This window comes from Pantoea sp. JKS000250 (assembly GCF_003201065.1).
In the GTDB taxonomy this organism is placed as follows: Bacteria; Pseudomonadota; Gammaproteobacteria; order Enterobacterales; family Enterobacteriaceae; genus Pantoea; species Pantoea vagans.
Genome location: NZ_QICZ01000001.1, coordinates 2,631,627 through 2,656,919, shown reverse-complemented (window position 1 = coordinate 2,656,919; position 25,293 = coordinate 2,631,627). Strand labels below are relative to the sequence as shown.

The following is a 25,293-nucleotide window of genomic DNA, read 5'->3' as shown; positions in this document are numbered from 1 at the left end:
AACTATTTTTTGTATGTTACCATGACTCTCAGATTCAATAATGAGGAAAATGGGTGCTAAAAAGCGACGCTATGAACAAACCCTCCCATTTTATCGATCTCACTCTGCTGAGAACCCATCCCGCCTTTCGCGCCCTGTTTATCGCCCGCTTTATCTCGATTGTCGCTCTCGGCATGCTGGCGGTGGCGGTCCCGGTTCAGATTCAGCAACTGACGCAATCACCATTGCTGGTAGGACTGGCGGTGACGCTGGCCGGAGCCGGTATGTTTGTCGGTCTGCTGACCGGCGGCGTGCTGGCCGATCGCTATGAGCGTCGTCGCCTGATCCTGTTTGCCCGATCCACCTGTGGCCTGGGCTTTGCCGCGTTGTGCATTAATGCCCTGCTCCCTTCACCGTCGGTCATCGCCGTCTTCGTGCTGGGACTCTGGGATGGTTTTTTCGGCGCGATAGGCGTCACGGCGCTGCTGGCGGCCACGCCGGCGCTGGTCGGGCGTGAGAATCTGATGAAGGCGGGTGCCATTACTATGCTGACGGTGCGCTTTGGCGCGATTCTGTCACCCGCGATTGCGGGTATGGTGATTGCTCAGGGCGGTGTGGCGTGGAACTACGGGCTGGCCGCGTTCGGCACGCTGCTGACGGTGTTAACCCTGTTGCGATTGCCGCCGCTTGCGCCACCGCCGCAGCCGCGTGAACATCCCATAAAGGCACTAAGCAGCGGCGTCCGCTTCCTGTTCGATACGCCAATTGTAGGTATGGCGGCGCTGACTGGCGCGCTGGTAACGCTAGCCAGCGCGGTGCGTGTGCTCTATCCGGCGCTGGCCCCTCACTGGCAGGTCGGTCTGACGGCGCTGGGACTGATGTACGCCGCCGTGCCGTTGGGTGCTGCGACAGGCGCGCTGACCAGCGGACGGCTGGCACAGTCGCCACAGCCGGGCCGCCTGATTCTGGTCAGTGCCATCGCGGCATTCGTCGCACTGGCTCTGTTCAGCCTGATGCCGTGGTTCAGCCTGAGTCTGATCTGCCTCGTAGCCTTTGGTTATTTCAGTGCCATCAGCAGCCTGGTGCAGTACGCGATGATTCAGACGCTGACGCCCGATGCTCTGCTTGGCAGGATCAACAGCCTCTGGACAGCGCAGAATGTCACCGGCGATGCGATAGGTGCAGCAATAATTGGCGCGATGGGTTCACTGCTGTTGCCGCAGCAGGCCGCCGCCCTCTCTGGCCTGGCAGCCACCGTGCTGGGTCTCATCATGTGGCTGCTGATGGCCCGCCTGCGACGCTATCAACGGCCTGCCTCCGACGATGCCACATCATGATTTCACGAACAGCGCTTCCAGCCGCGTCAGTAAATGACTGGCGCTGTAGTAGTCGAGACGAAAGCTATCCAGCCCCAGCGCATAGACCGCTTTAGCGCGCACCGCTGGGGTCTGCGCCAGAAAAGCATTGCTCATTACCTGCGCAGCCGTGTTATCTTCGGCGGCAAACAGCAGATAAGTCTGTCCATTCAGGCCTTCCGCCAGATTTTCGCCTGACAGCTGAAGAATATCTTTACGCTGTCCCATGCTGTGAGCAGACTGAAGCGTCGCCGGTGGCGTTGCCAGCGTGAAGCCCAGCGCCTGCAGTAACTTCCCCTGTGCCGATGCCTCCGTCCAGAGATTCACAGCCCGGCCATCTCCGTTCCACACCATTGCAGAAACCGGCTGCGGAGGCAGGGTCAGCTTTGCCTTCAGCGCCTTTTCACGCGCGTCGAACTCGCTTATCCGGGCAGCGGCATCCGCCTCATGCCCGGTCGCCTCACCCAGCAGCGTCACCAGCTGCTGCCAGCTTTTATCGTCATAGTTAACGACCAGTACCGGTGCAATCGCCGAGAGCTGATCGGCCAGTTTGATCGCTGAATCATTACCGGTGGCGCTGACCACAATCAGGTCTGGCGCTTCCGCAGCGATCGCTTCCGCATTGGGTTCACCAATATAGAGCCGCTTTACGCCACGCTGTTTCGCCACACGCCCCCACTGCCGGAAGAATCCCTGCTCATCAGCCAGCCGGCTGCCGGGTGCGGTTGCGCCACTGGCAACTACTGGCGCATCAATCGCCAGCAGCGAGCCAGTCAGGGTGACACTGGTCGAGACAATGCGGGTCGGTGCCTGAGCCAGGGTGACCTGACCTTTTGCCCCCGCGAAGGTGCGCGGCCAGCCGGTCTGTGCAACAGCGGTCACGCTGAACAGAGTGATACTCAGCAAAAACAGCGCTAATGCCGACGTTACTCCCTGTTTAGTCATTTGTTTTCATCCTATTTCTCTCTGGTAATCCGGGCGACAACTTGTGCTGATTTAACCAACAAAACCAGCTGAATCACCGCGTATTTATTGACACCTTCGGCTATTCGACGTAGGTTACTGCACCATAATACAAATGATAATCATTATTAGTTATCTTATCATTTATAGGTGAAATTATGGTGGAATCACTGGCATTTGAACATCCCCTGCTGCAGGATTTTCCGGCACTCTGCCGTGGCTTCCTGTTTACTTCTCCCTGGCGAAGCCTGACGACTCAGGGCTGTTTTACGACACTCACTGCTCCGGTAAACCAGGGTGAGCAGCTGACCGGAGAGTTTCAGCAACAACTGCAGCATCATTTTGCCTTGGCCAGAAAACAGGGCATAGCCCATCCCATTCTGGTGGGTGCGATCCCGTTCGATGTGGATCAGCCCGCTGCACTGTTTATCCCTGAGTCGTATCAGACCTTTCAACGTGACGATCTGAAAGCCCACGCCTCATTGGCTGAAAGCAATCTGCCAAAAGTTCGTCGCCGTACGGCGCTGCCGGATCACGCCACCTTCACTGACATGGTTGCGCAGGCCGTAGCGGCCACGCAGCGCGGCGATCCGGATAAAGTGGTGCTGTCACGGCTGATGGAGATCGTGGCGGAACAGCCGATCGATACGGCCGCCCTGATGCAGCGCATCCTGGCGCAGAACCCTGACAGCTATCATTTTCATCTGCCGCTGCCTGATGGCGGCGCGCTGGTGGGTGCCAGCCCTGAACTGATGATCCGTAAGCAGGGCCGCAAGTTCAGCTCCTGTCCGCTGGCCGGTTCAGCACCGCGCAACAGCGATCCACAGCGTGACCAGGCCTCAGGTGACAGCCTGATGCGGTCAGCCAAAGACCGGCATGAACATAAACTGGTGACGGACGCAATGCGCATGACGCTGCAGCCGCGCAGTCGCCTGCTGTCAGTCCCGGAAATCCCTTCCCTGCTGACCACCCCGACACTGTGGCACCTCGCTACGCAGATTCGGGGCGAAGTGCTGGACGACCGCGAAAATGCGCTGTCACTGGCCAGCCTGCTGCATCCGACACCGGCGCTCAGCGGCTTTCCGCATCAGCGTGCTCAGGCGCTGATTCAGCAACTTGAACCGTTTGAGCGTCAGCTGTTTGGCGGCATCGTCGGCTGGTGTGACGATCAGGGCAACGGCGAATGGGTCGTCACCATCCGCTGCGGCACGGTGAATGGTCCGCGGGTCCGGCTGTTTGCTGGCGCGGGCATCGTGGCGGACTCACAACCTGAATCCGAGTGGCGCGAAACCGGCGTCAAACTCGACACCATGCTTCGCGCTTTTGGATTGCACTAAAGGAACCTGTATGACGATTGCTTACAGCCGCTGGCCGGACGATCTGGCTGCACGTTACCGTGAAAAAGGGTACTGGCTGGATCTGCCGATGACCGACATCCTGGAACGTCACCGCGACAGCGAATGCGTGGCGGTGATTGATGGCGACCGGCAATTTACCTATCGCCAGATGGCCTCACTGAGTGACAATCTGGCAGCGGCCCTGCAGCATCGTGGCCTGAAACCCGGTGATACGGCGCTGGTGCAGCTTGGCAACGTGGCGGAATTTTATCTGACGCTGTTTGCGCTGTTCAAAATCGGCGTCGCCCCGGTTAACGCTCTTTTCAGCCATCAACGTACCGAACTGGTCGCCTATGCCAGTCAGATCGCGCCGTGCCTGTTGATTGCCGATCGCAGCCATCCCCTGTTCGCCGATGACGCCTTTATCACGCAGCTTCGCCGGGAACAGCATTCACTGCAGCAGGTGATCCTGCGTAATGACGCTCATGCGGAAAACAGTCTCGACGCCCTGCTGGCAGAACCCGCAGGTGACTTCAGGGCAACCCCGACCGCAGGCGATGACGTCGCTTTTTTCCAGCTGTCGGGCGGCAGTACCGGCACTCCGAAGCTGATCCCGCGTACCCACAATGATTACTACTACAGCATCCGGGAAAGTGACGTGATCTGCGGGGTCAACGCAGATACCCGTTACCTGATTGCTCTGCCCGCTGCACATAATTTCCCGATGAGTTCTCCGGGCGCGCTGGGCGTCTTTTACGCGGGCGGCCAGGTGATCTTAGCGGCCGATCCCAGCGCGACCCTCTGTTTCCCGCTGATTGAAAAACATCAGGTTACTGATACCGGCCTGGTTCCACCCGCGGCCAGTCTCTGGCTGCAGGCGATTCAGGAATGGGGCAGCAATGCCGCGCTGGCCTCACTGCAACGTATTCAGGTCGGTGGCGCAAAGCTGGGTGAAACGCTGGCTGCGCGCATCCAGAACGAGATGGGCTGTACTCTTCAGCAAGTGTTTGGGATGGCGGAGGGTCTGGTGAACTACACCCGGCTGGATGACGATGAACAGACCATTCTCACCACGCAGGGCCGTCCGATCTCACCGGATGACGAGGTGTGGGTCGCAGACGAACAGGGGCATCCGCTGCCGGTCGGTGCCATTGGGCGCCTGATGACACGCGGTCCTTATACGTTCCGTGGCTACTACAACAGCCCGGAACATAACGCCGCCAGCTTTGATGACCAGGGCTTTTACTGCTCTGGCGATCTGGTTGAGATCACCCCCGCTGGCAACATCATTGTGCAGGGTCGTGAGAAAGATCAGATCAACCGGGGCGGCGAAAAGATCGCAGCTGAAGAGATTGAAAACCTGCTGCAGCGCCATGCGGATGTGATCCACGCGGCGCTGGTCTCTATGAGCGACGAACTGATGGGTGAAAAGAGCTGTGCGTTTATTGTCACCCGTCAGCCGGTGAAACCGGTGGCGCTGCGTCGTCACCTGCGTGAACTGGGCGTCGCCGAATTTAAGCTGCCCGACCGTATTACCTGCGTAGATGCCCTGCCGCTGACCGCGGTCGGCAAGGTAGACAAAAAACGTCTGCGCCAACAACTTGCCGATCAGCGTGCGCAAGCCTGATCTGTCCGGAGAATTTTAATGGCTATTCCACAGCTGACCTCTTATCCGCTACCTGACGCCACTGAGTTGCCGAACAACAAGGTGAAATGGACGCTGGAGCCGGGCCGTGCTGCCCTGCTGATCCACGATATGCAGCGCTATTTCCTTAACTTCTGGGGCGATAACAGCCCGCTGGTTGAGCAGGTCGTTGACAATATTGTCCGCCTGCGACGCTACTGCAAAGCGCAGGGCATTCCGGTGTTTTACACCGCTCAGCCTAACGCGCAGAGCGATGAAGATCGTGCGCTGCTCAATGATATGTGGGGACCCGGCCTGAATAAACATCCCGATCAGCAGAAGATCGTGGAGGCGCTGGCACCGGATGAGCACGATCAGGTCCTGACCAAGTGGCGCTACAGTGCGTTTCACCGATCGCCGCTGGAGGCGATCCTGCAGGAGATGGGCCGCGATCAGCTGATTATTACCGGCGTCTATGCCCATATCGGCTGCCTGACCACCGCCACGGATGCGTTTATGCGTAATATCCAGCCGTTTATGGTGGCCGATGCGCTGGCTGACTTCAGCCGTGAGGAACATATGATGGCGCTGACCTACACCGCGGGTCGCAGCGGAAAAGTGGTGATGACCGCCGATCTGATGCCTGTACCGCTCAGCAAAGACGAACTGCGCATGCTGATCCTGCCGCTGCTGGAAGATGATGAGGTGCCGGACGATGATGAAAACCTGATCGACTACGGGCTGGATTCGGTACGCGTGATGGCGCTGGCGGCACGCTGGCGTCAGGTACATCGTGACATTGATTTTGTCAGCCTGGCCAGAAATCCGAGCATCGACGGCTGGTGGGCGCTGCTGTCGCGGGAGCCTGCTGAATGAGCCATCTATCCGATTTCAGCGGTAAAATCGTCTGGGTGACCGGTGCCGGTCAGGGCATTGGCTACCACACAGCGCTGGCCTTTCACCAGGCGGGCGCGCAGGTAGAGGCCTTTGATCTCCGGTTCCAGGGTCATGACTATCCGTTTTCCTGTCACATTATGGATGTAGCCGATCCGGCGCAGGTAACATCCGTGTGTCAGCGGGTGCTGGCCGCCCAGCCGCGCATCGATGTGCTGGTCAACGCAGCCGGTATTCTGCGTACTGGTGCCACCGATGCGCTCTCATTTGCTGACTGGCAGGCCTGTCTTAACGTCAATGCGGGCGGTGCGTTTAACCTGTTCCAGCAGACGCTGCCGCGTTTTCGCGAACAGCGCGCCGGTGCCATCGTTACTGTCGCATCGAATTCAGCGCATGCACCGCGTATTGGTATGTCCGCTTATGGTGCGTCAAAAGCCGCGCTGCGCAGCCTCTGTCTGACCGTGGGTCTGGAAATGGCGCCTTACGGTGTGCGCTGTAATATTGTTTCGCCTGGCTCCACTGACACCGATATGCAGCGCAGCCTGTGGCATACACCGACCGGCGAGCAGGAGATGATTGCGGGCTTCCCGGATCAGTTTAAGCTGGGTATTCCGCTGGGCAAGATCGCGCAGCCGCAGGAAATTGCGGCCACCGTCCTGTTTCTCGCGTCGGATCTTGCCAGCCATGTGACGCTGCAGGATATTGTGGTCGATGGCGGCGCAACCCTGGGAGCCTGATGATGACAGCGATCTGGAAACGATCCCTTGATCTTCCTGCACTGAACGCGCTGGGTGAGCACTCACTGGTGGCGCATCTGGGGATCGTTTTTACCGCGATAGGTGATGATTATCTGGAAGCGACGATGCCGGTCGATGCCCGGACGCAGCAGCCGTTCGGGTTGCTGCATGGTGGCGCCTCCGTGGTACTGGCGGAGTCGATGGGTTCAATTGCCGGGTATATGGCGGTGGAAGAAGGCAGCAGCGTGGTCGGTGTTGAAGTTAACGCCAGCCATCATCGCGCGGTGTCAGCGGGACGGGTGCGGGGGACCTGCCGTCCACTGCATCTGGGTAAACGCAGTCAGAGCTGGCAGATTGAGATTCGGAACAGTCGGGATCAGCTGTGCTGCAGTGCGCGACTGAGCGTAGCGGTCATGAGCTAGCGGCAGAAAGAACGATGCCCCCTTTCATACTGAAAGAGGGCATCACATATTACGCTGTAGCAGGCGTTCTGTTAACGCTGATAGATAATTTCAACGCCTTCGTCGTCTTCATCATCCCAGTCGTCATCCCACTCTTCATCTTCCACTTCGACCGTGTTTTCAATGGTTTCTTTGTGGTAATCATCCCACATGAATTCCACTTTCTCCGGCTGCTTCTCTTCAAGCTCCGCTTCTTTCGGGTTAGCGTTGATGAAGCTCATCACGTCCCAGCAGAGTTCTTTGACGCCGGTCTGGCTTGCGGCAGAGATCAGGTAATACTTATCTTTCCAGCCCAGCGCTTCAGCAACCGCTTTCGCCCGTGACTGCGCTTCTTCTTCACTGATCAGATCAATTTTGTTGAAGACCAGCCAGCGTGGTTTGTTGAACAGCTTCTCGCTGTATTTTTCCAGCTCGCCGAGGATGATACGGGCATTTTCAACCGGATCGCTTTCATCAATGGGGTCGATGTCGATCAGGTGAAGCAATACGCGGCAGCGTTCCAGATGCTTCAGGAAGCGAATGCCGAGGCCTGCGCCCTCTGCTGCGCCTTCAATCAGACCCGGGATATCGGCCACGACGAAGCTCTGCTCGCTGTCCATACGCACCACACCCAGGCTTGGCACCAGGGTGGTAAACGGATAGTCCGCTACTTTAGGTTTGGCTGCCGAGACGGCACGAATAAAGGTCGATTTACCGGCATTCGGTAAGCCCAGCATCCCGACGTCCGCCAGCAGCATCAGCTCCAGCTGCAGGTCACGCTTTTCACCTGGGGTACCCATGGTTTTCTGGCGCGGACTGCGGTTCACTGACGATTTGAAACGGGTGTTGCCCAGGCCATGCCAGCCGCCTTTACCGACCATCAATTTCTGGCCGTGGCGCGTCATGTCGCCGAGTGTCTCACCGGTACCCTGGTCGATAACCCGGGTGCCGACCGGCACTTTAACTTCGATATCCTTACCGCGTTTACCGGTACAGTCGCGGCTCTGGCCGTTCTGCCCACGTTCGGCGCGGAAAGATTTTTCGAAACGATAATCGATAAGGGTATTGAGGTTTTCATCAGCGATCAGATAAACGTCACCGCCGTCACCACCATCACCCCCATCAGGGCCGCCTCTCGGAATATATTTTTCGCGGCGGAAGCTGACGCAACCATTACCGCCATCACCGGCGACGACCAGAATTGTCGCTTCATCAACAAACTTCATTTTTAAATCTCCGTCACACAATCGCCTGCAGCACTCTGCAGACGGGTCCGCCAGGGTCTTCTGCGCTGACCAGCGGCGGATAAATCAGGATTGGCTTTCGCCAGTGCGTACACAAAGTGTACAGCAAACTTTTGTGATGCGTCGCTTTTACCGCGACAGACCGCAGAATGTAAAAAGCCCCGCAGGAGCTGCGGGGCCTTCAATTCGTGCGTTCAGACGTCAGATGTCTGCGTCACGACAACCTTACTCAGCAACGATGCTGATGTATTTACGGTTGTTCGGACCTTTAACTTCGAACTGTACTTTACCGTCTGCGGTAGCAAACAGGGTGTGGTCACGACCACAACCTACATTGGTACCGGCGTGGAATTTGGTGCCACGCTGACGAACGATGATGCTACCTGCCAGAACAGATTCGCCACCGAAACGTTTTACACCCAGACGTTTTGCATTGGAGTCACGACCATTTCGAGTCGAACCACCAGCCTTTTTATGTGCCATTTGTCAGATCTCCTCTTACGCCGTGATACCAGTGATTTTCACATCAGTGAACCACTGGCGATGGCCTGCTTGCTTACGGTAGTGCTTACGACGACGAAACTTAACAATCTTAATTTTCTCGCCACGACCGTGAGCAACAACTTCTGCCTTGATCATTCCGCCTGAAACCAGTGGCGCGCCGATTTTCACGTCTTCGCCATTAGCAATCATCAGAACCTGGTCAAACTCAATCGTTTCACCGGTTGCGATGTCCAGCTTTTCCAGGCGAACGGTCTGACCTTCGCTTACTCGGTGTTGTTTACCACCACTTTGGAAAACCGCGTACATATAAAACTCCGCTTCTGCGCTTGCCTTTTAGTTCATCAGGCGGCGCGCTAAATATTCACAATAGGGCGCGAATTCTACGCAAAACTCCAGAAGAAGACAAGAGCACTTTGCACACTCTTGCAGAAAAAAAACACAGGCTGAATGCAACCGTTTCTCAGGCACAAAATTCAAGTACAATCAGTAACAGATTACCTGAACGCTGGCTGGGTAAACCACTTACCATGGCAGAGATAACGAGTCATAGCTGAAAAGACGAATGAACTTAGAACAGATTAATGAATTAACCGCACAGGATATGGCTGCCGTTAACCAGACCATCCTCGACCAGCTGAATTCGGATGTCTCGCTCATCAACCAGTTGGGCTACTACATCATCAGTGGCGGGGGCAAGCGTATCCGTCCCATGATTGCCGTGCTATCTGCACGTGCCATGGGCTACAAGGGCGACCTGCACGTGACCAATGCGGCGCTGATCGAATTTATCCACACCGCCACGCTGCTGCATGACGATGTCGTGGATGAATCCGATATGCGTCGTGGCAAAGCGACCGCGAACGCGGCGTTTGGCAATGCGGCAAGCGTGCTGGTCGGTGATTTTATTTACACCCGCGCCTTCCAGATGATGACCAGCATGGGGTCGCTGCGTATCCTGGCGCTGATGTCAGAGGCGGTAAACGTGATTGCTGAAGGCGAAGTCCTGCAGCTAATGAACGTCAACGACCCGGACATCACCGAAGAGAGCTACATGCGCGTGATTTACAGTAAGACCGCGCGCCTGTTTGAAGCGGCCTCACAGGCCTCGGCGATACTGGCTGAAGCGACGCCTGAAGAGGAAAAAGCGCTGCAGGATTATGGGCGCTATCTGGGTACCGCTTTCCAGTTAATTGACGATTTGCTGGATTACAGTGCTGACGGCGAGACGCTGGGTAAAAATACCGGCGATGACCTGAGCGAAGGCAAACCGACGCTGCCGCTGCTGCATGCCATGCAGCACGGCTCGCCTGAACAGGCGAAGATGATCCGTGAAGCCATCGAGCAGGGAAATGGCCGCCATCTGCTGGAGCCAGTGCTGGAAGCGATGAATCAGTGTGGTTCGCTGGAATGGACGCGCAGTCGCGCGGAACAGGAAGCGGATAAAGCGATTGAAGCCTTGCGGATTCTGCCTGAATCCCCCTGGCGCAGCGCGCTGGAGTCGCTGGCACACATGTCTGTTCAGCGCGACTTCTGATCTTTCACGGAGCCTGCCGGGCTCCGTTTTTACGACCCTGCTCTCACTTCTTTTTGTTCCCTCTTAGCTATTGCACTCCTGTTGCGTGCCACCACACAGACCAGACGCGGGATCCAAATATTACTGGAAATTAACAGGAAACATTTGCTATAAAATTCTGACTATTTCCAGATAATGGTAAAAGGAAAGCCAGCGTCTCGCTGGATGATGCAATGACAAGGAAAAGGAGAACAGGTTATGCAAAAAATAAAGGAAGACTGGCACCCGGCTGACATTATCGCGGCACTGCATAAGCGTGGTATGACGCTGGCAGCGCTGTCACGCGCAGCAGGCCTGAGTTCATCCACGCTGGCGAATGCACTGACGCGTCCATGGCCCAAAGGTGAATGGCTGATCGCCGACGCGATCAAAGTTCATCCCAGTGAGATCTGGCCCAGCCGCTATTACGATCCCGATACAAACTGCCTGCTGGATCGCAGAAAACGTATCCGGCCGCCTGCCGGCCAGACGGATAACACCTGAGATATCTGGCGATCCTCAGGCGAAAAAAAACCAGCCCCCGCGGGGGCTGGCTATTTCAGCGCATCTGCAGGATTACTCTTCGCTGACGCGCTCGATGTTCGCGCCCATCGCTTTCAGCTTATCTTCGATGTGCTCATAGCCACGATCGATGTGATAAATGCGATCAACGAACGTCGTTCCTTCTGCAATGCAACCTGCCAGAACCAGACTGGCAGACGCACGCAAATCGGTCGCCATCACCTGCGCACCTGACAGGGTTTCAACCCCGTGACAGATCGCCGTGTTGCTCTCAATCTCAGCATGTCCACCCATACGAATCAGTTCCGGGATATGCATGAAACGGTTTTCAAAGATGGTTTCGGTAATCACGCCCGTGCCTTCCGCAACCATGTTTAACAGAGTGAACTGCGCCTGCATATCGGTCGGGAACCCCGGATGCGGTGCGGTGCGCACGTTGACCGCTTTTGGTCGCTTGCCGTGCATATCCAGACTGATCCAGTCTTCACCGGTTTCGATATCGGCACCCGCATCACGCAGCTTCGCCAGCACTGCATCCAGCGTATCGGGTTGAGTTTTGTGACACATCACTTTGCCGCCCGAAATCGCGGCAGCCACCAGGAAGGTACCGGTTTCGATACGATCGGGCAGGACGGTATAAACACCGCCACCCAGGCGCTCTACGCCTTCGATGGTGATTTTATCGCTGCCTGCGCCACTAATTTTAGCGCCCAGGGTGTTAAGGAAGTTGGCGGTATCCACAATTTCCGGCTCGCGGGCCGCATTTTCAATCACGGTAGTACCGGTCGCCAGCGTCGCAGCACTCATGATGGTCACGGTTGCGCCAACGCTGATTTTGTCCATGACAATCAGCGCGCCTTTCAGACGGCCATTGACTGACGCTTTGACATAGCCCTCTTCCAGCTTGATCTCGGCACCCAGCTGTTCCAGACCGGTGATGTGCAGGTCAACCGGACGCGCGCCAATCGCACAGCCACCCGGCAGGGAAACCTGACCCTGACCAAAACGTGCCACCAGCGGGCCCAGCGCCCAGATTGAGGCACGCATGGTTTTAACCAGATCGTAAGGCGCACAAAAGACATCTACCGCGCTGGCATCGACATGCACAGAACCGTTGCGTTCCACCTTCGCACCCAGCTGGCTCAGCAGCTTCATGGTGGTATCAATGTCGCGCAGCTTTGGCACATTCTGAATCTCTACCGGCTCTTCGGCCAGCAGGGCAGCAAACAGAATAGGAAGTGCGGCGTTCTTCGCCCCGGAAATGGTGACTTCACCACTTAAGCGGGTGGGGCCTTGCACACGAAATTTTTCCATTAACACGGCTCTCAATTAACTAGCTAAAAATTGGACTCGCCCACGGCGAGTTCACTACGCTGCGGGATCAGAAACCGTTGAGTTTACGGTCACGCGCCCATTCAGCGGGAGTATAGGTTTTGATAGAGACAGCATGCATGCGGTTATCCGCGATGAATTCCATCAGCGGCGCGTAGACAGCCTGCTGTTTTTTCACGCGGCTCAGTTCGCCAAACAGTTCGCCTACGGCGATCACCTGAAAATGGCTGCCATCGTTGCTCATCACATGAACTTCGTCTAAAGGCAATGCGGCCATCAGCACGGCCTGAATTTCACTGTTTTCCATTGGGCTTAACTTCACTTAATAATAATAAGGCTGACATAGTAGAGGAAAGCGGCTGACTCTTAAATACGCAAAAGCCCCTGTTGAAAACAGGGGCTTAGGATAACAACCGGAAATCAGGCGCTTTTATCCGCAGAAACAATAATCTGTTGCAGATTGTAAAGCGTAATCAGCGAGTGCAGTTTGTCACTGATACCCGTAAAGCGTGGCGTAATACCCTGTGCCCGGGCGATTTCCCGCAGGTGCACCAGCAGGGCGAGACCGGAAGAATCAACACGCTCCAGCGCTGCAACGTCGATGGTATCGACATCTTTAATCAGCGTTTCACGTTGGTGCCACAGGCTCATTAACGTGTCGCGATCCAGTTCGCCTTTCAGCAATAGCGTGCTGGCTTCCCGCTCCCAGCGTAACGATTCGTGCATTATTGTTGTTTATCCAGCGTAATTGGCTGTGCCGCAGAAGACTTCAGTTGTGCCGTCAGACCATCAATGCCTTTGGTACGTAACAGATCGCTCCACTCATTTTGTTTGGTGGTGATCATGCTGACGCCTTCAGCGATCATGTCATAAGCCTGCCAGTTACCGCTCTGGCTGTTTTTACGCCACTGGAAATCAAGGCGAACCGGCGGACGGCCATTTGGGTCAATAATGGAGACACGAATAGCGACGATCTGGGCATCGCCTAACGGCTGCTCAGGCTGAATCTGATAGCTCTGGCCATTATAGAGCGCCAGAGCCTGACCATAAGCCTGCGCCAGATAGTCACCAAAGGCGCTGAAGTAAGCTTCGCGCTGAGCCGGTGTTGAATCACGGTAGTAGCGGCCCAGCACTAATGCGCCTGCATATTTAATCTGTACATAGGGCAGCAGCTCCTGACGAACAATCTGACGCAGGTAGTTCGGATCCTGCTTGATTTTCGGCTGCTCATTTTTCAGACGGGTGAACGTCTTCTGCGCCGCTTCGTTCATCAGTTTGTAGGGATTGCTCTGATCGGCTGCGGTCGCCGTCAGCGGTACGGCAACCACCAGCATGGCAATCATCAGTAAACGTTTAAACATGGTATACCCTCTTCTTTAAGGTTGAGCCGGTACCGCAGGTGCAGCACTGTCGCCTTCCTGCGCATCCTTGTTGTCATTTTTTTGTTTGTTATCGCCGCTCTTATAAAGGAACTGGCCGATCAGATCTTCAAGCACCATCGCTGACTTCGTATCGCGCAGCGTATCGCCATCTTTCAGCATCGCCGAACCGAGTTCAGGATCGTCAAAGCCTAAGTTGAGCGCCAGGAACTGCTCACCCAGCAGTCCCTGCGTGCGAATCGCCAGCGAGCTGGTGTCTGAAATTTTATTCGCATACTGATCGCTGATCTCCATCGTGACACGTGGCAGCAGCGTTTTCGGTTCAAGCTCAATGTCCGTTACCCGGCCAATCACCACACCGCCGATTTTGACCGGCGAACTGGCTTTCAGGCCGCCGATATTGTCAAACGTGGCGTAGAGTTTCCATGTTGGCTCTGTACCCATCGACTTTAAATCGGCGACGCGCAGACAGAGAAACAGCGCCGCCAGTAACGCCATAATCATAAAAATGCCAACCCAGATTTCGCTTTTTTTGCTTTGCATTGCATCAATTCCCAAACATCAGTGCTGTCAGCACAAAATCCAACCCGAGCACCGCCAGTGAAGCATGTACTACGGTACGCGTTGTCGCGCGACTGATCCCTTCAGAAGTGGGAATCGCGTCATAGCCATTAAAAAGAGCAATCCAGGTAACCGTCACGGCAAAGACGGCGCTTTTGATGATGCAGTTAACAACGTCGGTGCGGAAATCGACCGCGTTCTGCATCGCTGACCAGAAGAAGCCGGGATCGATCCCCTTCCAGCTCACGCCAACCAGCGCACCGCCTGCGATACCTACAGCGGTAAAGATCATTGTCAGCAGCGGCATGCTGATAAAGCCGGCCCAGAAGCGCGGTGAGACAACGCGGCGTAACGGATCCACCGCCATCATCTCCATACTGGAGAGCTGTTCAGTGGCTTTCATCAGACCGATTTCAGCCGTGAGGGCCGAGCCTGCCCGTCCGGCAAACAGCAGCGCGGTCACGACCGGCCCCAGCTCACGCAGCAACGACAGCGCCACCAGCATACCCAGACTGGTTTCAGCACCGTAAGTGGTCAGTACCAGATAACCCTGCAGTCCCAGTACCATGCCGATAAACAGGCCCGACACCACAATAATCAGTAACGACAACACGCCAACACTATAGAGCTGTTTAATCAGTAGCGGCGAGTGTCTGCGGAACGCGGGTTTTCCTACCAGCGCGTGAAACAGCATTAATCCTGCGCGTCCAAAACTGGCGCACGTTTCAATTCCCTGACGACCGAATGACGCCAGCGCCTTCAAGACCATCTGTTTAGTTACTCCCTGAGCCGGTTAAATCAGCGAGATAGTCGCCGGCAGGAAAACGGAAGGGAACCGGACCATCCGCATGGCCATCAATAAACTGGCGCACGCGCGGGTCGTTATTCTCTCGCAGTTCCGGCGTGGTGCCGTGTGCGATAATTTTTTGTCCGGCCACGATATAGGCATAGTCCGCAATACTCAGTACTTCCGGTACGTCGTGCGAGACCACAATACAGGTCAGGCCCAGAGCATGGTTCAGTTCATCAATGAGTTTGACCAGCACACCCATGGTGATGGGATCCTGACCGACAAAAGGCTCATCAAACATGATCAGTTCCGGCTCAAGCGCAATCGCGCGCGCCAGCGCCACACGACGCGCCATTCCGCCCGACAGCTCAGCCGGTTTCAGTTGAGCTGCGCCACGCAGCCCCACGGCTTCCAGCTTCATTAATACCGTGCTGTGCAGAATAGGGGCGGGAAGACGGGTATGTTCACGCAGCGGCCAGGCGACATTTTCATAGACCGTTAAGTCAGTAAATAGCGCGCCAGACTGGAACAGCATGCTCATCTTCTTGCGCACTTCATACAATTTAGCGCGCGACAATGACGGAATGTTTTCGCCACGGAAAAAGATGTCACCGCGGGTCGGCTGAAGTTGCCCCCCAATCAAGCGTAGCAGAGTGGTTTTCCCTATCCCCGACGGTCCCATTATCGCCGTCACTTTGCCTTTCGGCACGGTCAGCGAAATGTCGTCGAAGATGGTGCGATCTCCGCGCGAAAAACTCACGCCACGAACCTCAACCAGATTCGTTTGCTGCTGGATCATTATTACCTCTTGTAAGGATCGGGCGTAAACATGGGGTACGATGGTAGCCTGTTCGGTCCTGATTCACGATAGCTTTACAGAAACTTACCGCTAAGATTTGGCGAAAATGGTCATTAAATTTACTTTTGCCGTTCAGACGGTCAAAATCAGCGGCTGTCTCGCCAAACAGAACCTTAAACCGGTCGGTAAAGGCATTGCCGGCCTGGGTTTTTACGCAAGGATTTTTCATGTTCGTAGCTTCTGCACTGCTGATTATCGGTTTGCTTTTACTGGCATATGGTGCCGATCGTCTGGTGTTTAGCGCCTCTATATTGTGTCGATCCTTTGGCATTCCGCCGCTGATCATTGGCATGACCGTTGTCAGCATCGGCACCTCGCTGCCAGAAATGATCCTCTCTTTTTCCGCGGCCCAGCATGGCCAGATGGATCTGGCAGTTGGCACCGCGCTCGGCTCGAATATTACCAACATTTTACTCATTCTGGGTGCCGCTGCGCTCATGCATCCACTCAGCGTCCATTCTAATCTGATACGCCGTGAACTACCGTTGATGTTGCTGGTTACCCTGCTCAGCGGCTTCATGCTGTTTGACAATCAGCTTAGTCGACTGGATGGAATTGGCCTGATCGCCATCGCCGCTATTTATCTGATGGTGGTGATTCGGATTGCGCGTAAAGCAGAACGGGACAACAACGACACCCTGACCCGCGAGCAGCTGGCCGAGCTGCCCCGTGAAGAGAGCGGAAACACGGTGGCCTTTCTCTGGCTGGCCGTCGCGCTGATAATTCTGCCGATGTCTACCCGGATGGTAATCGACAATGCCACCGCCTTTGCCGACTACTTTGGCGTCAGCGAACTGGTGATGGGCCTGACGCTCATCGCCGTAGGCACCAGCCTGCCTGAACTGGCGACGGTGATTGCCGGGGCGCTGAAAGGTGAAGATGATATCGCGATCGGCAATCTGATCGGTGCCAACATTTATAATATTGCCATCGTGCTGGGCCTGCCGGCGCTGATTCACCCCGGCAGTATCGACTATCACGCCTTTGCTCGTGATTACTGGGTGATGCTGGGCGTCAGCGTGCTGTTTGCCCTGCTCTGCCTGCTGCGTCGCCGACGCGTTGGCCGCATCGCCGGCCTGATTTTACTCTGTGGTTTCTTCGTCTGGGTGACGCTGCTGTGGATGCAGCCGGCATTCATGGACGGCTAACAAGGACAGACTCACTATGTCATATCAGCAACCAACAGCATTTGATTTTCAGCAGGCGGGGAAAACCGTCCTGCGCATCGAGCGTGAAGGACTGGAACAGCTTGATCAATATATTAATGGCGATTTCGCCCGCGCCTGTGCCCTGATCTACGCCTGTCAGGGTAAAGTGGTCGTGATGGGCATGGGTAAGTCTGGTCATATCGGCAAAAAAATGGCGGCGACCTTTGCCAGTACCGGTACGCCAGCCTTTTTTGTTCATCCGGCCGAAGCCAGCCATGGCGACCTGGGCATGGTGAGCAAAAATGATGTGGTGATCGCCATCTCTAACAGCGGTGAGTCGAATGAAATCCTCGCGCTGATTCCGGTGTTAAAACGTCAGCACATTGCGCTGATCTGCATGACAGGACGGCCTGACAGCGCGATGGGCCGGGTTGCCGATGTGCATCTGTGTGTCCATGTTCCGCAGGAAGCCTGCCCGTTAGGCCTTGCGCCAACCACCAGTACCACAGCCACACTGGTGATGGGCGATGCGCTGGCAGTTTCGCTGCTGGAAGCACGTGGATTCACGGCGGAAGATTTCGCCCTCTCCCACCCTGGCGGTGCGCTGGGCCGCAAACTGCTGCTGCATGTAGCGGATATCATGCACAGCGGCGATGAGCTGCCGCACGTCACCCGTGACGCCTCACTGCGTGATGCGCTGCTGGAGATTACCCGCAAAAATCTGGGCCTGACGGTCATCGTCGACGGTCTGATGAAAATTGAAGGTATCTTTACCGATGGTGACCTGCGCCGCATCTTTGATATGGGCATCGATTTTCAGCGCGCCACCATCGGGGAAGTGATGACGCCAGGTGGCATCCGCGTCCGGCCAAATATGCTGGCGGTTGAAGCCCTGAACCTGATGCAGACCAAAAACATTACCTCGATTCTGGTGGCCGATGACGACCATCTGCTCGGTGTGGTACATATGCATGACATGCTGCGCGCTGGCGTAGTCTGAACAGGAAAAGAAAATGCAACAGGTAACGCCCACGATTGACACCTGCTATGGACCGGTCAGTGCTGACGTCATGGCGCGCGCCAGCAACATTCGTCTGCTGATCTGCGACGTCGATGGCGTCATGTCCGACGGGGTGATCTACATGGGAAACAAGGGTGAAGAGCTGAAAGCCTTCAACGTGCGGGATGGTTACGGTGTACGCTGTTTGCTGACCGCCGATGTGGAAGTGGCTATTATTACTGGCCGCAATGCCCGTCTGATGGAAGATCGCTGCAAAACGCTCGGCATCCGTCATCTTTATCAGGGACAATCGGATAAGCTTTTGGCCTATCGTGAACTTCTGGATAAACTGTCTCTCTCTGATGATCAGGTCGCCTATATCGGTGACGACCTGATCGACTGGCCGGTGATGGCGAAAGTGGGATTAAGCGTGGCGGTGGCGGATGCACATCCGATCCTGTTGCCGCGCGCGCAGTATGTTACGCGGATTGCGGGTGGACGCGGCGCGGTTCGCGAAGTATGTGACCTGATCTTAATGGCGCAGAACAAATTTGAGGATGCCAAAGGGCAATCAGTATGAGTAAAAGCAGGCGTTGGATAACGCTGATTCTGACCTTGATTGCACTGGTTTTGATCGGCTGGAATCTTACCAACCAGGATGGCGATGGCACGCCAGTCGGGACGGATAGTCAGTCGCCGACCTATACCAGTGATGATTCTCACACTGTGGTGTATAACCCGCAGGGCGCGCTGTCCTATAAACTGGTCTCTGACAAAGTGACCTATTTCTCGGATGACGAGCTGAGCTGGTTCGACAATCCGGTAATGACCACCTTTGATGAGAACAAAATTCCCACCTGGACGTTACGCGCAGATAAAGCAAAGCTCACCAAAGATCGTATGCTTTATCTGTATGGCCATGTTGAGCTGAATACGCTGACGCAGGATTCTCAGCTTGAGCGGATCAAAACCGATAATGCACAGATTAACCTTGTCACTCAGGACGTTACCTCTGATGACCAGGTGACATTGTATGGCCGCAGCTTTAACTCCACCGGCATGAAAATGCGCGGCAATTTACGGACAAAAAACGCCGAGTTAATCGAGAAGGTCAAAACCTCTTATGAAATCCAAAATGAACAAAAATAGCCTGAAGATTTTACTGGCCAGCATGTTACTGGCAACCAGCGTTCCGGCGCTGGCCCTGACCGGTGACTCGGACAAACCCGTCAATATTGACTCGCAGAATCAGGCGCTGGATTTGCAGGGCAATGTCGCGACCTTTACCGGCAATGTCATCGTGACGCAGGGCTCTATCAAAATCACGGCCGATAAAGTCGTGGTGACCCGTCCGGGCGGCGACAGCAAGAAAACCATCGTTGACGCCTACGGTAATCCCGCCACTTTCTATCAGATGCAGGACAGCGGCAAGCCGGTTCAGGGCCATGCGTCTAAACTGCACTACGAACTGGCCAACGATTTCGTTGAACTGACCGGCAATGCGTTCATAGAGCAGCAGGACAGCAACATCAAAGGCGATCGTATTACCTATCTGGTGAAAGAGCAGAAAATGCAGGCTTACAGTCAGGGCCAGAACAAGCGCGTCACGACCGTACTGGTGCCGTCGCAACTTCAGGATAAAGGTTCGTCCAACAGCGGAAAGAAGAGTAACTGATAGCTATGGCCACATTAATCGCAGAAAACCTGGCGAAGGCATATAAAGGCCGTCGCGTGGTAGAAGATGTCAGCCTGCAGGTAAAATCCGGCGAGATTGTCGGCCTGCTGGGTCCGAACGGAGCCGGTAAAACCACCACCTTTTACATGGTGGTGGGCATTGTGCCGCGTGACGCTGGCCGCATTGTCATTGATGATGAAGACATCAGTATCCTGCCGCTGCATGCGCGTGCGCGTCGCGGCATCGGTTATCTGCCGCAGGAGGCATCGATCTTCCGTCGCCTCAGCGTCTACGATAACCTGATGGCGGTATTGCAGATCCGTGATGACCTCACCGAAGAGCAACGCCAGGATCGCGCCCGTGAGCTGATGGAAGAGTTCCACATCGAGCACCTGCGTGACAGCATGGGTCAGGCACTGTCGGGTGGTGAACGACGTCGTGTTGAGATTGCCCGCGCGCTGGCTGCCAATCCTAAGTTTATTCTGCTGGATGAACCTTTTGCCGGTGTTGACCCTATTTCCGTTATCGACATCAAGAAGATCATTGAGCATCTGCGTGACAGCGGCCTCGGCGTTTTGATTACCGACCATAACGTGCGCGAAACGTTAGCGGTCTGTGAGCGGGCCTATATCGTCAGCCAGGGCCACCTGATTGCGCATGGTACACCCAATGAAATTCTTGCGGATGAGCAGGTTAAGCGGGTTTATTTGGGTGAAGAGTTCAGACTCTGATAAGGTGTCGTTAATACCGATGTTTACCTGGGAACTACCATCCTGTCTATGAAGCAAGGTTTACAACTCAGGTTCAGCCAACAGCTGGCAATGACTCCACAATTGCAGCAGGCGATTCGTCTGCTGCAACTCTCCACGCTTGAACTCCAGCAGGAGTTACAGCTTGCACTGGAAAGTAATCCCCTGCTTGAGCAGACCGATCTGCATGACGAGATTGACTCCCGGGAATCGTCAGAAGCCGAAGCGCTGGATACCCGTGAAGCGCTCGAGCAGAAAGAGATGCCTGATGAGCTGCCGCTGGATGCCACCTGGGATGAAATCTACACCGCTGGCACACCTTCCGGCACCGGTACCGATTATCAGGATGATGAGTTGCCGGTCTATCAGGGCGAAACCACGCAGTCACTGCAGGATTACCTGATGTGGCAGGTCGAATTGACGCCTTTCAGCGATACCGACCGCGCGATTGCGACCTCTATCGTCGATGCTATCGATGACACCGGATATCTCACCGTCTCGCTTGAGGAGATCCTCGACAGCATCGGCAATGATGAGCTTGAAGCGGATGAGGTTGAGGCGGTGCTGAAACGCATCCAGCGCTTTGACCCGATCGGTGTGGGCGCACGTGATTTGCGTGACTGTCTGCTGGTTCAGCTCTCCCAGTATGCGCCAGAAACGCCGATGCTGACTGAAGCACGCCTGATTGTCAGCGAACATCTCGACCTGCTGGCCAATCACGACTTCCGTAGCCTGATGCGCGTCACGCGCCTCAAAGAAGAGGTGCTGAAAGAGGCGATGCTGCTGATTCAGTCGCTGGACCCGCGGCCGGGTCAGTCCATCAACACCGGCGAGCCGGAATATGTTATCCCCGATGTGCTGGTGCGTAAGGTCGGCAACCGCTGGACGGTTGAGCTCAATGCCGACAGCGTGCCTCGTCTGAAAATCAACCAGCACTATGCGGCAATGGGCGGTGCAACGCGCAATGACAGCGACAGCCAGTTCATTCGCAGTAATCTGCAGGAAGCGCGCTGGCTGATTAAGAGTCTGGAAAGCCGCAATGACACGCTGCTTAAAGTCACGCGCTGTATCGTTGAGCAGCAGCAGGCGTTCTTTGAGCAGGGTGAAGAATTTATGCGTCCGATGGTGCTGGCCGATATCGCCCAGGCTGTTGAGATGCACGAATCGACCATTTCCCGTGTGACCACGCAGAAGTATTTGCACAGCCCGCGTGGCATTTTTGAACTGAAGTACTTTTTCTCCAGCCACGTTAATACGGAAGGTGGCGGTGAAGCCTCCTCTACCGCGATCCGTGCTCTGGTGAAGAAATTAATTTCGGCGGAAAATCCAGCCAAACCCTTGAGCGACAGTAAACTGACCTCCATGTTATCTGATCAGGGGATCATGGTGGCACGGCGTACCGTCGCCAAATATCGTGAGTCTTTATCCATCCCGCCATCGAACCAGCGTAAACAGCTGGTTTGAAAGAAATGAGAAGGAAGACCTATGCAGCTGAACCTGACCGGGCAACATGTTGAAATCACGCCACCTTTACGTGAATTCGTCAGCGGTAAATTTGCCAAACTGGAACACTATTTTGAACATATCAATCAGGTCTATATTGTCCTGAAGGTTGAGAAAGTCACGCAGGTGGCTGACGCAACACTCCACGTGAACGGTGGCGAGCTGCACGCCACGTCGGAAGCGGAAGATATGTATGCGGCAATTGACGGGCTGATCGATAAACTGGCCCGTCAGCTGACCAAACACAAAGATAAACTGAAAAAACACTAACCTTCACGCTAGCTACGCGCGCCTGCCGCGCAGAGCCGACAGGATGGGGCGGATAATCCGCCCCGTTTTGTCATCTGAGCAAGCGCCGTTTGTCGCACATATCAGCGCGCTGGTGGTGAATGGCCTGGTGAACACGCAAGTGAAACGATAATGAACAACGACCTTACACTGGAATTGAGCACAGTGCTTTCGCCAGACTGCACCCGCAGCGGCGTACACTGCCAGAGCAAAAAACGTGCGCTGGAAATCATCAGCGAACTGGCCGCTAAGCAGCTCAACCTGCCGCACCAGACGCTTTTCGAAGCGATTCTGACCCGCGAACGCATGGGCAGTACCGGTATTGGTAACGGAATAGCCATTCCTCACGGCAAGCTGGAAGAGGATACGCTGCGTGCGGTTGGGGTATTTATCAGCCTCGAGCAGCCGATTGCGTTTGATGCCGTCGACAACCAGCCGGTCGACCTACTGTTTGCATTGCTGGTTCCGGCTGACCAGTGCAAAACACACCTGCACACCCTTTCACTGGTGGCAAAACGTCTGGCAGATAAAACGGTTTGCCGTCGCCTGCGTGCTGCGCAGAGTGATGAAGAACTCTATGCCATTATTACGGAAGTCCAGACAGAGCAGTAACGCGTCTTTACCGGCCCGGTGCCGGTTTTAAAACGGGAGAGAAGGTCATGGTGCTGATGATCGTTAGCGGTCGTTCAGGCTCGGGGAAGTCAGTGGCGCTCCGTGCGCTGGAAGATATGGGATTCTACTGCGTTGATAACCTGCCGGTCGTGCTGCTGCCTGAATTGGCCAATTCGCTGGCGGAACGCAATATTTCGGCGGCGGTCAGCATCGACGTGCGTAACATGCCTGAATCCCCGGAAATTTTTGAAACCGCGCTGAATAATCTGCCTGACACATTTTCACCTCAGCTGCTGTTTCTCGACGCCGATCGCAATACCCTGATTCGCCGTTACAGCGATACGCGCCGTCTGCATCCCCTCTCCAGCAAAAATCTGTCGCTGGAGAGCGCTATCGATGAAGAGAGCGATCTGCTGGAGCCGCTGCGTTCGCGTGCCGATTTGATCATCGACACCTCAGAGATGTCGGTACATGAGCTGGCCGAGATGCTGCGTACCCGTCTGCTGGGCAAGCGTGAACGCGAACTGACCATGGTGTTTGAATCCTTTGGCTTCAAACATGGCATCCCGATTGACGCTGATTATGTCTTTGACGTGCGCTTTCTGCCTAATCCCCACTGGGATCCTAAGCTGCGCCCGATGACCGGCCTTGATCGTCCGGTGGCGGCCTTCCTTGACCGCCACACTGAAGTGCACAACTTTATCTACCAGACACGCAGCTATCTTGAACTCTGGCTGCCGATGCTGGAGACCAACAACCGTAGCTATCTTACCGTGGCGATTGGCTGTACTGGTGGCAAACACCGCTCAGTTTATATTGCAGAACAGCTGGCGGATTACTTCCGTTCGCGCGGTAAGAATGTACAGTCACGCCATCGCACGCTGGAAAAGCGCAAATCATGACCGTCAGACAAACTGTAGAAATCAAAAATAAGCTGGGCATGCATGCCCGTCCGGCAATGAAGTTGTTTGAGCTGGTGCAGAGCTTCGATGCAGAAGTGTTGCTGCGCAACGAAGCGGGCACAGAAGCCGAAGCCAGCAGCGTAATTGCGCTGCTGATGCTCGACTCGGCTAAAGGCGGACACATAGAGATTGAAGCCAGCGGTCCGGAGGAGATCCCGGCGCTGGCAGCGGTCATTGAGCTGTTTGAAGCAGGCTTTGATGAAGACTAAGTCTTAGTCGAGCTTATTACGCTGCAGGAAGCCTTCCCCGCCAAGCTGGCGCATCTGACGCATTATCCACTGCTGTCGCTCTCTGACGTAGCCTGAAGGCGCAGCCGCACGATAACGGATAGGATTAGGCAGAACGGCCGCCAGTAAGGCGGCATCGGCAGCGGTAAGCCGGCTGGCTGGCTTGTGGAAGTAGCGCTGCGAAGCTGCTTCAACGCCAAAGATACCCGGTCCAAACTCTGCAATATTAAGATAGACGGTCAGAATACGTCGTTTCGTCCAGACTGTCTCAATACCTACTGTCAGCCCCGCTTCCAGACCTTTGCGCACCCAGCTGCGGCCATCCCACAGAAACAGATTCTTTGCTGTCTGTTGTGACAGCGTGGAGGCACCACGCATCCGGCTATCGCTGTTATCCAGTACAGATTCAATCGCCGCGACATCGAAACCCCAGTGGTCCGGAAACTTTTGATCTTCTGAGGCGATAACGGCCAGCCCCATCCACGGCGAAATCTCATCATGTCCGACCCAGTCAGAATGGGCGACATAGCTAAAGTCACCGCGTAACCAGGCACCGATCTGTCGTTCAGCCATCACTGCTGAAAACGGTACCGGCAGGAACGAAAAGAGCAAAATTCCCGCCAGCCATACGCCCAGCCATACCAGCATGACACGACCAATAATACGTCTGATACGCTGTCCGACGCTTCCTTTATGCTTGTTCATGCAATCTTCCCATACCTGTTTCAGACGTTAATTAATCACTTATGTAATCACTGCCAGAAAAGCAGCTTTTTCACAAAAATCGCTGAAAACCTTGCGGCGGTTTCCAGACTTTATTCAATCATTTTGCATCAAAATGCTGCAACAGTTCGAAATAGTTCAAGGACTTCCGGTAAAAAGGAATCGGTTCCATTCATTGCCACGGCTTAGCATCTTTCCAGATAAACACTTAATAATGGGTGATAAGCGCCGGTTTAAATCATTCGATATTCTTAACTGTTATTTTTTTATGAATGATGAGCCGCCCAAAGCTTAAACAGAATCACGCTGATAACGTATAAATAAACAGCGCTTA

32 protein-coding genes are annotated in these 25,293 nt (G+C 55.2%); 19 read left to right on the top strand and 13 right to left on the bottom strand.

Features of this window, described 5'->3' with window-relative positions; all coding sequences use genetic code 11:
• Positions 1-71: 71 nt before the first annotated feature.
• Positions 72-1,316, top strand: a complete 1,245-nt coding sequence (entS, locus tag BY447_RS12610; RefSeq protein WP_110331233.1) for an enterobactin transporter EntS — start codon at positions 72-74, stop codon at positions 1,314-1,316.
• Here entS and fepB read toward each other — a convergent pair.
• The gene (gene fepB, locus BY447_RS12605; RefSeq protein ID WP_110331232.1) at positions 1,311-2,279 is read right to left on the bottom strand and encodes a Fe2+-enterobactin ABC transporter substrate-binding protein; all 969 of its coding nucleotides are present in this window, start codon (positions 2,277-2,279) and stop codon (positions 1,311-1,313) included. The two genes, entS and fepB, sit on opposite strands and share 6 nt — an antisense overlap.
• Positions 2,280-2,455: 176 nt before the next feature.
• On the opposite strand from fepB, the gene BY447_RS12600 reads away from it, so the two are divergent.
• The 5 genes from BY447_RS12600 to BY447_RS12580 are packed head-to-tail and all read left to right on the top strand — an operon-like array spanning position 2,456 to position 7,311.
• The gene (locus BY447_RS12600) at positions 2,456-3,634 is read left to right on the top strand and encodes an isochorismate synthase (RefSeq protein WP_110331231.1); all 1,179 of its coding nucleotides are present in this window, start codon (positions 2,456-2,458) and stop codon (positions 3,632-3,634) included.
• Positions 3,635-3,644: 10 nt separating this feature from the next.
• Positions 3,645-5,261: a (2,3-dihydroxybenzoyl)adenylate synthase gene (locus tag BY447_RS12595; RefSeq protein WP_013359894.1), complete on the top strand. Its 1,617-nt coding sequence runs from the start codon at positions 3,645-3,647 to the stop codon at positions 5,259-5,261.
• An 18-nt stretch (positions 5,262-5,279) separates the two neighbouring features.
• On the top strand, positions 5,280-6,134 hold the full coding sequence (locus BY447_RS12590) for an isochorismatase family protein (RefSeq protein WP_033781634.1): 855 nt from the start codon (positions 5,280-5,282) through the stop codon (positions 6,132-6,134).
• Positions 6,131-6,889, top strand: a complete 759-nt coding sequence (gene dhbA / locus BY447_RS12585; RefSeq protein ID WP_033781632.1) for a 2,3-dihydro-2,3-dihydroxybenzoate dehydrogenase — start codon at positions 6,131-6,133, stop codon at positions 6,887-6,889. The genes BY447_RS12590 and dhbA overlap by 4 nt, the downstream gene beginning before the upstream one ends.
• Positions 6,890-6,891: 2 nt before the next feature.
• Positions 6,892-7,311 carry a hotdog fold thioesterase gene (locus BY447_RS12580; RefSeq protein WP_033731990.1) on the top strand — a complete coding sequence of 140 codons (420 nt, stop codon included), beginning with the start codon at positions 6,892-6,894 and terminating at the stop codon, positions 7,309-7,311.
• A 71-nt stretch (positions 7,312-7,382) separates the two neighbouring features.
• Here the strand turns inward: BY447_RS12580 and cgtA are convergent, their stop codons facing one another.
• The 3 genes from cgtA to rplU all read right to left on the bottom strand — a co-directional run bounded on the left by cgtA (position 7,383) and on the right by rplU (position 9,383).
• On the bottom strand, positions 7,383-8,555 hold the full coding sequence (gene cgtA / locus BY447_RS12575) for an Obg family GTPase CgtA (RefSeq protein WP_033781631.1): 1,173 nt from the start codon (positions 8,553-8,555) through the stop codon (positions 7,383-7,385).
• A 243-nt stretch (positions 8,556-8,798) separates the two neighbouring features.
• Positions 8,799-9,056 (bottom strand): 50S ribosomal protein L27, encoded by a 258-nt coding sequence (gene rpmA / locus BY447_RS12570; protein ID WP_003851093.1) that lies wholly within the window; start codon positions 9,054-9,056, stop codon positions 8,799-8,801.
• A gap of 15 nt (positions 9,057-9,071) precedes the next feature.
• Complete coding sequence (rplU, locus tag BY447_RS12565; RefSeq protein WP_008925416.1) at positions 9,072-9,383, bottom strand: 50S ribosomal protein L21; 312 nt, start codon at positions 9,381-9,383, stop codon at positions 9,072-9,074.
• Between the two features lie 256 nt (positions 9,384-9,639).
• On the opposite strand from rplU, the gene ispB reads away from it, so the two are divergent.
• Together ispB and BY447_RS12555 are read left to right on the top strand one after the other, a co-directional pair.
• The gene (gene ispB, locus BY447_RS12560; protein WP_008925415.1) at positions 9,640-10,611 is read left to right on the top strand and encodes an octaprenyl diphosphate synthase; all 972 of its coding nucleotides are present in this window, start codon (positions 9,640-9,642) and stop codon (positions 10,609-10,611) included.
• Between the two features lie 237 nt (positions 10,612-10,848).
• Entirely contained in the window at positions 10,849-11,133 is a 285-nt protein-coding gene (locus BY447_RS12555; RefSeq protein ID WP_013359889.1) for a helix-turn-helix domain-containing protein, read from the top strand.
• 72 nt (positions 11,134-11,205) lie between these two features.
• Here BY447_RS12555 and murA read toward each other — a convergent pair whose 3' ends face one another.
• The 8 genes from murA to BY447_RS23185 all read right to left on the bottom strand — a co-directional run bounded on the left by murA (position 11,206) and on the right by BY447_RS23185 (position 16,241).
• The gene (gene murA, locus BY447_RS12550) at positions 11,206-12,465 is read right to left on the bottom strand and encodes a UDP-N-acetylglucosamine 1-carboxyvinyltransferase (protein ID WP_013359888.1); all 1,260 of its coding nucleotides are present in this window, start codon (positions 12,463-12,465) and stop codon (positions 11,206-11,208) included.
• Between the two features lie 67 nt (positions 12,466-12,532).
• A complete protein-coding gene (ibaG, locus tag BY447_RS12545; RefSeq protein ID WP_003851098.1) occupies positions 12,533-12,790 on the bottom strand; it encodes a BolA family iron metabolism protein IbaG in 258 nt (85 codons plus the stop codon).
• Between the two features lie 113 nt (positions 12,791-12,903).
• Positions 12,904-13,209, bottom strand: coding sequence for a lipid asymmetry maintenance protein MlaB (gene mlaB, locus BY447_RS12540; protein WP_110331230.1), 306 nt, complete (start codon positions 13,207-13,209; stop codon positions 12,904-12,906).
• Positions 13,209-13,844, bottom strand: a complete 636-nt coding sequence (gene mlaC, locus BY447_RS12535; RefSeq protein WP_010251887.1) for a phospholipid-binding protein MlaC — start codon at positions 13,842-13,844, stop codon at positions 13,209-13,211. The genes mlaB and mlaC overlap by 1 nt, the downstream gene beginning before the upstream one ends.
• A gap of 15 nt (positions 13,845-13,859) precedes the next feature.
• Positions 13,860-14,405: an outer membrane lipid asymmetry maintenance protein MlaD gene (gene mlaD / locus BY447_RS12530; protein WP_110331937.1), complete on the bottom strand. Its 546-nt coding sequence runs from the start codon at positions 14,403-14,405 to the stop codon at positions 13,860-13,862.
• Between the two features lie 4 nt (positions 14,406-14,409).
• Positions 14,410-15,192, bottom strand: coding sequence for a lipid asymmetry maintenance ABC transporter permease subunit MlaE (gene mlaE / locus BY447_RS12525; RefSeq protein ID WP_013359885.1), 783 nt, complete (start codon positions 15,190-15,192; stop codon positions 14,410-14,412).
• 4 nt (positions 15,193-15,196) lie between these two features.
• Complete coding sequence (gene mlaF, locus BY447_RS12520) at positions 15,197-16,012, bottom strand: phospholipid ABC transporter ATP-binding protein MlaF (RefSeq protein WP_033781626.1); 816 nt, start codon at positions 16,010-16,012, stop codon at positions 15,197-15,199.
• A complete protein-coding gene (locus BY447_RS23185; protein WP_146210993.1) occupies positions 15,984-16,241 on the bottom strand; it encodes a hypothetical protein in 258 nt (85 codons plus the stop codon). Before BY447_RS23185 ends, mlaF begins: the two co-directional genes overlap by 29 nt.
• Between BY447_RS23185 and BY447_RS12515 the strand changes: the two genes are divergently transcribed.
• From BY447_RS12515 to npr, 11 genes are all read left to right on the top strand, one after another.
• Positions 16,240-17,220, top strand: a complete 981-nt coding sequence (locus tag BY447_RS12515) for a calcium/sodium antiporter (protein ID WP_033731280.1) — start codon at positions 16,240-16,242, stop codon at positions 17,218-17,220. The genes BY447_RS23185 and BY447_RS12515 overlap by 2 nt on opposite strands.
• A 16-nt stretch (positions 17,221-17,236) precedes the next feature.
• On the top strand, positions 17,237-18,220 hold the full coding sequence (kdsD, locus tag BY447_RS12510; RefSeq protein ID WP_033781625.1) for an arabinose-5-phosphate isomerase KdsD: 984 nt from the start codon (positions 17,237-17,239) through the stop codon (positions 18,218-18,220).
• Positions 18,221-18,233: 13 nt separating this feature from the next.
• Positions 18,234-18,800 carry a 3-deoxy-manno-octulosonate-8-phosphatase KdsC gene (kdsC, locus tag BY447_RS12505; protein WP_013359881.1) on the top strand — a complete coding sequence of 189 codons (567 nt, stop codon included), beginning with the start codon at positions 18,234-18,236 and terminating at the stop codon, positions 18,798-18,800.
• Positions 18,797-19,369: an LPS export ABC transporter periplasmic protein LptC gene (gene lptC / locus BY447_RS12500; protein ID WP_013359880.1), complete on the top strand. Its 573-nt coding sequence runs from the start codon at positions 18,797-18,799 to the stop codon at positions 19,367-19,369. Before kdsC ends, lptC begins: the two co-directional genes overlap by 4 nt.
• A complete protein-coding gene (gene lptA / locus BY447_RS12495) occupies positions 19,344-19,895 on the top strand; it encodes a lipopolysaccharide ABC transporter substrate-binding protein LptA (protein WP_110331229.1) in 552 nt (183 codons plus the stop codon). The genes lptC and lptA overlap by 26 nt, the downstream gene beginning before the upstream one ends.
• 5 nt (positions 19,896-19,900) lie before the next feature.
• Complete coding sequence (gene lptB, locus BY447_RS12490; protein ID WP_009092467.1) at positions 19,901-20,626, top strand: LPS export ABC transporter ATP-binding protein; 726 nt, start codon at positions 19,901-19,903, stop codon at positions 20,624-20,626.
• 48 nt (positions 20,627-20,674) lie between these two features.
• On the top strand, positions 20,675-22,108 hold the full coding sequence (gene rpoN / locus BY447_RS12485) for an RNA polymerase factor sigma-54 (RefSeq protein ID WP_033731275.1): 1,434 nt from the start codon (positions 20,675-20,677) through the stop codon (positions 22,106-22,108).
• A 21-nt stretch (positions 22,109-22,129) separates the two neighbouring features.
• The gene (gene hpf / locus BY447_RS12480; RefSeq protein WP_013359877.1) at positions 22,130-22,417 is read left to right on the top strand and encodes a ribosome hibernation promoting factor; all 288 of its coding nucleotides are present in this window, start codon (positions 22,130-22,132) and stop codon (positions 22,415-22,417) included.
• A 150-nt stretch (positions 22,418-22,567) separates the two neighbouring features.
• Positions 22,568-23,047 carry a PTS IIA-like nitrogen regulatory protein PtsN gene (gene ptsN, locus BY447_RS12475; RefSeq protein ID WP_013359876.1) on the top strand — a complete coding sequence of 160 codons (480 nt, stop codon included), beginning with the start codon at positions 22,568-22,570 and terminating at the stop codon, positions 23,045-23,047.
• A gap of 47 nt (positions 23,048-23,094) precedes the next feature.
• On the top strand, positions 23,095-23,949 hold the full coding sequence (gene rapZ, locus BY447_RS12470) for an RNase adapter RapZ (protein WP_010251920.1): 855 nt from the start codon (positions 23,095-23,097) through the stop codon (positions 23,947-23,949).
• Positions 23,946-24,218, top strand: a complete 273-nt coding sequence (gene npr / locus BY447_RS12465) for a PTS phosphocarrier protein NPr (RefSeq protein WP_010251923.1) — start codon at positions 23,946-23,948, stop codon at positions 24,216-24,218. The genes rapZ and npr overlap by 4 nt, the downstream gene beginning before the upstream one ends.
• A 3-nt stretch (positions 24,219-24,221) precedes the next feature.
• Here npr and mtgA read toward each other — a convergent pair whose 3' ends face one another.
• On the bottom strand, positions 24,222-24,941 hold the full coding sequence (gene mtgA / locus BY447_RS12460; protein ID WP_013359875.1) for a monofunctional biosynthetic peptidoglycan transglycosylase: 720 nt from the start codon (positions 24,939-24,941) through the stop codon (positions 24,222-24,224).
• Positions 24,942-25,293: the final 352 nt, after the last annotated feature.